The sequence below is a fragment of the Flavobacterium sp. genome, from assembly GCF_044376915.1.
GTDB lineage: Bacteria > Bacteroidota > Bacteroidia > Flavobacteriales > Flavobacteriaceae > Flavobacterium.
In genome coordinates this window covers 1-7168 of record NZ_JBILKB010000085.1, presented here as the reverse complement: position 1 = coordinate 7168, position 7168 = coordinate 1, and the positions used below count along the sequence as shown (strand labels likewise).

The 7168-nt window shown below is 33.9% G+C and carries 4 protein-coding genes and 1 pseudogene; all 5 read right to left on the bottom strand.

The features are described 5' to 3' along the window. Positions 1-443 (bottom strand): annotated as a pseudogene (locus tag ACIQ6Z_RS08390) (acyl transferase); the annotation flags it as partial. Positions 444-543: 100 nt separating this feature from the next. Continuing rightward, positions 544-2346: a lamin tail domain-containing protein gene (locus ACIQ6Z_RS08385; protein WP_396210446.1), complete on the bottom strand. Its 1803-nt coding sequence runs from the start codon at positions 2344-2346 to the stop codon at positions 544-546. Between the two features lie 42 nt (positions 2347-2388). Beyond that, positions 2389-2730 carry a T9SS type A sorting domain-containing protein gene (locus ACIQ6Z_RS08380; protein WP_396210445.1) on the bottom strand — a complete coding sequence of 114 codons (342 nt, stop codon included), beginning with the start codon at positions 2728-2730 and terminating at the stop codon, positions 2389-2391. 106 nt (positions 2731-2836) lie between these two features. Further along, the gene (locus tag ACIQ6Z_RS08375) at positions 2837-3997 is read right to left on the bottom strand and encodes a hypothetical protein (protein WP_396210444.1); all 1161 of its coding nucleotides are present in this window, start codon (positions 3995-3997) and stop codon (positions 2837-2839) included. Between the two features lie 159 nt (positions 3998-4156). Beyond that, entirely contained in the window at positions 4157-6922 is a 2766-nt protein-coding gene (locus ACIQ6Z_RS08370; protein WP_396210443.1) for a carboxypeptidase-like regulatory domain-containing protein, read from the bottom strand. Positions 6923-7168: the final 246 nt, after the last annotated feature.

Here is a 7168-nt window from a genome sequence, read left to right as displayed (position 1 = left end):
TCCTGACGGCTGCTCTCAATTAAATCTTTCACCATATAAATTAATGAAGACCCTTCACGTTCTAAATAGGAAGGAAGCAAGGCCAAAACGCAATAATCTTCTATGTTGCCATAAAATTGGGAGAAGCTCAGTCGATAACTTTGTTCGTACCATCGAACATCGGTGACCAAATGTTTGCTGGTTTGGATGCCCGTGGTGCCACTACTCGTAAAAGTTTGTTGCACGGGTTCGTTTGAACTAATGACGTCATGGCTTTTAAAAAATTGTATGGGTAAAAACGGAATTTCAGCGATTGATTTGACGTTGGTTTTGTCTTTGTTTAAAAACTGACAAAATTGTTGGTACACCTTATTGGTGTCGTATTGGTAACGAAAGACTTTTAAAGTAATTTTTTCAAATTCTTTTTTGGAACCAATATGGAAGATGCCCTCGGGTGTAATCATGGTGCAAAAATAGGAAACAAATTGCTGATAATTAAAAAAGCACCAACTTTCGTTGATGCTTTTTATTATTTGTGCTTCCAAACTTGGTTCAGCATTTCATTTATTGAACAACAAGTTTGCGAGTAGCTGTTTTTCCTTCTTCGGTTACTTTAACTACGTATACACCTGACGTTAATTTTGCTACGTTTACGGCATTGTTTACCACATTGGCTTTCAACACTTCTTTCCCTAAAAGGTCATAGACTTCAATTGACATTGCTGCATTTGCAGTTGACGTCAAATATAAAGTGTTTCCTGATAAAGGGTTTGGATACATTGTTAAACCGTTGATGTTGTCAAAAGAATTAGATGATAAAGGAGCATTCAAATCAGTTAAGTTTCTAGAAGTAACTTGCGCTGTTGTATTAAATCTTCCAACTAAAGCTATAATATTTGTTGCACTTGTTGGTTTAGCTGTCCCCATATAATTTGCTTCAGAGAAAGCAGTTCTAAAAGTTAACACATCAGAACCAATAGTTAAATTTATATTAGCTGCAGCATCAGTGCTTAATGGGAAGTTAGCTGTTGTTGTGTCAAAAGTAACACCATTTATTTGTACTAATTCACTTTCATAAGTAGCCGCTGTTACAGCGCTATTTAATTGTGCAATTGTAACTACTTGAGGAGTTGTTGTATTTCCAGTAGAAGATATGGTTACATTTGCTAAAGGAGTTATTTGTAACAATCCACTAAATAAAACTGATTGACCTTTTAATCCTGAAATGGCATCTCCAGCAGTTAATGAAGTTGTGATTACACCTGGCGCAGTTACATTGTCATCAATTAAGATACCTCCAGAGGTGTCTTGCACATATTTTTGATTACGAGTAGCTCGTGTGTATGTAACTATAGGTGAGCTTGAAACTTGATAATATTTTCCAGCACCATTTGCAGCCACATGAGCTCTTAAGGCAGCTAAATCAGCAACAGTAACAAATAAGTCAACAGTAAAAGTAACAGTTGCTCCCACAGCTGGTGATAATGGTTGATGAGAATTGTTTACTAATTGAATTGCTATCGTGTAAGTAGTTCCAGCCGTTACTGGAACAGTAATTGGGGTTGTATCGTATTTCATTACAACTGAACCACCATTAATAGTGTAATGAATGTGTCCATCTATTCCGGTTCCAGGGTTTCCAACAACAAAATTATTTATTGCAAATGAAATATTTACACTTGATGTAAGTGGATTAAAAACAGTGTTATTTGCCGGGCTTAATAATGAAAGACTTGGCGCTGTACAGCTGTATGCAGCAGTACTAGAATTTCTTGGTGCAGGTGCAGCAATATTAAAATCAGTACTGTTATTATTACTATCGGTACATCCATTATTCAATCTTTGTGCAGATAAAGTAGCAGATAAAACAGGAGTTGGAGAAGTTTCTGAGCAAACTGTGGTTGGCCCAAAGCCTACTAAATCAACAATATTTGTATTACCAGCATTACATCCCATGGGTAAAGCAGTATTTGTGTTTACTAAAGCAACTCTACCAGAGGCTGCAGCCATAGCTAAAGGTGCAGGTGTTCCAGAAACATAATCAAAATCAATTGCAGGTAAAGCAATCCCATTTGTTGTACTTGCAGTGCCAAATGCAATTAAAAAATATTTTCCTGGCTGAATTGTTGTGTTTGCTGGAATTACATTAAAATTCCATGTGTTAGCGACATTTGTTGCGGATTGATATTGAATAGACCATCCAGAAATATCCACTGCGGAAGTACCTCTGTTAAATAATTCAACAAAATCTTTGTTGTAAGTAGCTCCAGAATTTCCACCACCACCATAAACTTGGCTGATGACTACTTGAGCTTGTGACGAAATGGCAACAAATAAAATGATTATTAAAGTGTAAAGTTTTTTCATAAAGATTTATTTAATTTGAATAAGATACAAGTAAAAAATTGTTTAGTTGATAATCAGCTTGCGGGTTGCAGTAGCTTCTCCTTCTTTGATTTTGATGATGTATACACCAGCGGTGAGGTTGCTTAGATTTACTTCTTTTGAAGTAATGACTGTTTCCAACACTTTTTTCCCTAGAACATTATATATTTCTACTTTTTTATCCAATGATAATTTGGTTGATATATATATTCTTCCGCTGTTAGTAGGGTTAGGGTAAATACTAAGCCCCTCAATGATAGGCTCTTGAGTTTTAGAGGTCGCTACTGATTTGCTTTCTTGTGCTTGTGCACTAAATGAGCCTAAAACCAACAACAATAAAAGAATAAAAGTGTATTTTTTTTTCATTCGCAACTAAAAATATGAGGTAAAGATACTAAAAAAAGTATTACAAATAGAATGCTAAAAAAAAATCCCTCACATGAGGGATTTTTAAGTATTGTGAATGTTATGATTACTGTAATAAGTTTACACCACCAACAGTTGCCCAATTTCCGGCTGTTAAACTTGCACCTGTAGCCGTAGTACTTGTTGTATACTGTCCTGAAGGGAAAGTAACACTTAATGTACCAGCACCTGCAAATTGTGAGGTACCACTATTAATTTTTACAGCAGTTAATTTAATTTTACTACCATTCACTTGATCATTATTAGTACCTGTGTCTTGTATTCTAACTGCAGTTGCTCCTGTTGTTGTGTATCCTTCAATTAGTATATTTGAAAAATCACCATTACCTTGTTTTTTAAATTGGATGGCATCATATTCTGCAGCAGAAGAACCACCTTCAGTAATTGTGCCTGAAGCTCTTTTTAAAGTAATGTTAGAAATAACTGGCCAATAAGCATTGTTATTGTTTGAAGCCTCGATTTCCATTCCAAAATTTCCAGTTCCTACTTGGTAAGCATACCAGTTGGTATTGTTCTGTCCTTTCCATCCATCTTGCCAGTCGAAAGAATCGTCAAAGTTTCCATAAGATATTAAATTACGAGCGCTAACTGTTCCGCCATAAAATTCGAAACCATCATCTGCACCTTTGTAAGAAACTAAATTTTCTAAAATTGTTCCTGAACCTACAGAATAGAATGAAAAACCATTCATTTCACTTGTTCCATCTGTAATTTTTTTACCAGCATATTCTACTCTTACGTAACGTAAAGCACCACCATTATGCGCTGCATTTGTTCCGCCATACATTAAATTTAATCCATCTTCAGACGCTCTAGTAGTTGTTCCGCCAGATCCATTAATGGGTGCATCACCATACATGATGATTCCTCCCCAAGATCCTGGTACACCTGAAGCCTCTGTCAATACAATAGGTTGAGTAGCTGTCCCGTTCATAATTAATTTACCACCATTTTTTACTACTAATGCATCTACACCATTGGTAGCATTTGCAGTAATGGTTGAACCAGCATCAAAAGTAACAGTTACGCCACTTTCTATCGTTACAATTCCATTTAGGGTATAGTTTCCAAATGCAATTGTTCTGTTTGTTGTAATTGAACCTGTAAGTTCTCCTTCAACAGGTCTAAGTTCTCCTTCGTCGTCATCTGTAGAACAACCTGTAAATAATGCGCCTAAAATAGTAAGACTTAAAAATAAATGTTTCATGTGTGTTTGTTTTTAATTGTTTTGACAAATGTAGAACGACTATATTTTTTGAATGTTTTTTTACTATTATAAAAAGGTTACTGAAAAATCATATAATCGTAAAAACAATGTTGCTTTTATGTAAACAAAAAAAAGAGCAGTTAACTGCTCTTTTTAATATTAAAATGTATAAGATATACTCGTTGAGAATCCAACACCTCTTTTATAAGATTGCTCTACTAATGAAGATTCCTCGATCGTTATTTTGTTGTCAGTTCCTCGTTCTCTGGTATATAATGGGTTTAAAATATTATCTACAGCAAATTTAAGATCCCATTTTTTGTTGATCGAACTTCCCCAAACAAAATCTAATTTGTGAAAAGGTTTTTCATAAATGTGGTCATAACCAGCAATACCCACAGCATAGATGCGTTCACCATAAACATTATAAACTAATGAAGCCGTGTTTTTGCAATTGCTACCTAAATCAAATTCATATTTAAGATCGGTATTTAACAACCAGTTTGATGCACCTTGAAGATTTCTTTTTGTAAACGTATCAAAATCTGAACCAGGTCTTTTTAAATCAATTTTGGATTCGGTTAGCATTAATGAAGTGTTAAATCCAAGCGAGAAACCATCTAAATTCTCGTTAAATCTACTCAATTGAACTAAGGCTTCAAATTCTGCTCCAAATAAGGTGGCGCTATTATTGTTAAAATACGTAATTGTTTGTCCACTTCCCGTTGCACTTGCTAAAATCGTTCTTTCAATTGGCTGGTCAATATATTTGGCAAACAAAGTAGCTGCAAACATTTCTTTCGGGGTAGGGAATATTTCAAATTTTAAGTCAGCATTGTAGTTTTCACTGTTTTCTAAATCTGAATTACCTAACTCGGTAGTACCATCTGCATTGATTAAATTGATGTCTAAGCTTTCAAAAAGTACCGGTTTTGTATACGTTTTAGAAACGGCAAAACGCAAATTACGATCGTCTTTTAGGGCATATTTTACATTTAATGAAGGCAAAATGTATAAGTTGTCATTCGTTTTACTTCGGTATGGGTTTGTAATTGGGTCAACAATAGATTTATATTTATACTCTCTAATTGTATTTTCTGCACGAAGCCCCACATTAAATTCTAATTTTTCATTCAGATTCAACAGTAAATTTGTGTAAACCCCATCGGCTCTTTGGAATACTTTTGTTTTCCATTCAGCAGTCGATTGTTCTGTGAATGATAAGAAATTGCTAGCAATATCATCTTGAATAAAAGAATCAATATCATTTACAGGCGTGTTGTAAGGTGCAGCTCCATTATTTGGATTTCCAAACGTAAATCTAAATTTAGACACCATATATTCTGCAAAGCCACTGTATCCAACAGACAATTTGTTGCGGTTATTTTCAATATTTCCAAATTTGTAGTTGTATTCTAAATTTCCCGACATATGGAAATTGTTGTCAATATTAAAAAACTGACGCAATAAATTATTACTACCGTACTGCGTGTTGATTTCTGTGTCCGAAATTTTTGTTCCCGTGATGAATTTTCTATCCGGTTGGTTGTATTTTGTTCGGGTATAAGAAATACCACCATTTAGGGAATGTTTGTCATCACTAGTTAGTTTGTAACTTCCAAAGAATTGATTGGCGAAATAATCCGATTGTTCGTATTGATTTAATCGAATAAATTCATTTGGATTTTGAACGGCAGTTCGGGTATATCCAACCTGATCTTGAATTAAATTTTCCGTAGTTTTTAAATATAATCCGGTATAATTAAATTTAAGACGATCGCCTTTAAATTGTAATCCCAATAATGAAGACGCTTGAGTTTGGAATTTAAATTGCTTTTTTTCTAAATTGTTATCATAGATTCCTTGTCCTTGAGAAAACGTACGATCTACACCTTCTCTAATTTGGTATTTATTGTCAAAATTAGTAGCAAATACATAATATAAGTTATTCGATCCCACATCAAATTTTCCAGAATGACTAATCCCTGTACTTGTATTTAATGGTGCTTTCACTTTATTTACATCCCAAGAAGAATTGTAATCGTTGTTTATTCTTCCTGCAGGTACACTCCCATATCCGCTTGGTAATTTTCGCTCTTGTCCGCCAAATCCAAAATAACTTTTTGAGTTGTTGGCATCTTTAGACAATAAAAAATCACTTAAATTATTATCGGTTGTAAAACCGGTCCCAAAACTAATTTTTGTTTGACCTTTCGTATTTTGACTGGTTTTAACATCAATAGTTGCGCCAGCAAAATCACCATAAATATTTGGATTAAAGGTTTTAAAAACGTCAATATAACCTACAACATCAGTAGGAAATTGATCCAATGGAATAATTTTTTTGAACGGACTGTTAGATGGTACCGCTAAATTATTTACCAATAAATTGTTGTAACGATCCTCTAAGCCTCTAATAAACAAACCTTTAGATTCTACTTTTGAAATCCCGGTAATTTTTGTTAGTCCTTCTTCTACATCACTAATTCCTTTTCGAGATAATTCTTGCGAACCAATACTTTGCTTGATTTCAACTGCTTTTTGTTGTTCTTGCAACAAAGCACTTTCTTTTTCTCTACTATATTGAACTTCTACAACTACTTCTTTTAACTCTTCACCTCCAGTAGATGCTAAAATATGATTGATAACTTTAACTTCTCCAGCCGCAACTGTGAAAGAAATTTCTTTGGTTTCATAACCCAAATAAGTGATTACAAGTGTATAGTTCCCAGCCGGCATGGTAAATGAATAATTTCCATTTTCATCGGTTGCGGTATTTTGTTTAGATTCTTTAATGATTACGGTAGCAAATGGAAGCGGTTCGTTCTTCATTTCCTTGTCTAAAATTTGTCCTTTTACAGTAGCATTTTGAGCCCATGAAATAACGGAAAAAAGTACTGCAAAAAATAGAAATTTAATCTTCATCTTGTTGGGTTATTAATTTGGGGCAAAGAAAGAGTTGCTAGGTTATTCAATTGTTATTGACTTATTATCAATAAGTTTCTAGTTCGTTATTAAATCGTTAAGAGATTAAATAATTGTTAAGTCATAATTTCATTTCGATTTATCGTTATCTTTACCATCACAAACGCAACTAAAACGAATTATGAAAAAGAAAGATATTAGAATCTTATTGGTCGATGATGAGAAAGATATTCTTGAAATTGTAGG